The sequence below is a fragment of the Mesorhizobium sp. M7D.F.Ca.US.004.01.2.1 genome (assembly GCF_003997785.1).
GTDB classification, from domain to species: domain Bacteria; phylum Pseudomonadota; class Alphaproteobacteria; order Rhizobiales; family Rhizobiaceae; genus Mesorhizobium; species Mesorhizobium loti.
Genome location: NZ_RZRQ01000767.1, coordinates 1 through 442 on the forward strand (window position 1 = coordinate 1; position 442 = coordinate 442).

2 pseudogenes are annotated in these 442 nt (G+C 64.5%); both read left to right on the forward strand.

Going from position 1 to position 442, the window contains the following annotated elements:
- Positions 1-145 (forward strand): annotated as a pseudogene (locus EN993_RS36700) (aminotransferase); the annotation flags it as partial.
- Positions 146-190: 45 nt separating this feature from the next.
- Positions 191-442: pseudogene (locus tag EN993_RS36705) on the forward strand (homoserine dehydrogenase); the annotation flags it as partial.

The following is a 442-nucleotide window of genomic DNA, read 5'->3' on the forward strand; positions in this document are numbered from 1 at the left end:
GGGCGAACATGGCGACGATCACGTGCGCAGTGCGCTGGTCGAGAACGAGCATCGGATCCGGCAGGCGGCGCGCAACATCAAGCGCTTCCTGGCGACCAGCGCCAAGCAACCCAACAATGTGGTTCCGCTTTCCGCTCACCGGTAAGTTTGCCGCACGCAATTTGATCTGACTTGAGGGACGTCGCCGGACATGGCTGAACCATTGCGTGTTGGAATTGCCGGCCTCGGCACGGTTGGCGCGTCGGTGGCGCGCGTGCTGCGCGACAAGGCGGCGGAGCTGACCCGCCAGTGCGGCCGTGACGTCATCGTCACCGCCGTCTCGGCGCGCGACCAGAAGCGTAATCGCGGCGTCGATCTGAGTTCGGCAAAGTGGTTCGACGATCCGGTCAAGATGGCGCAGGCCGCCGAAATCGACGTGTTCGTCGAACTGATCGGCGGCGAC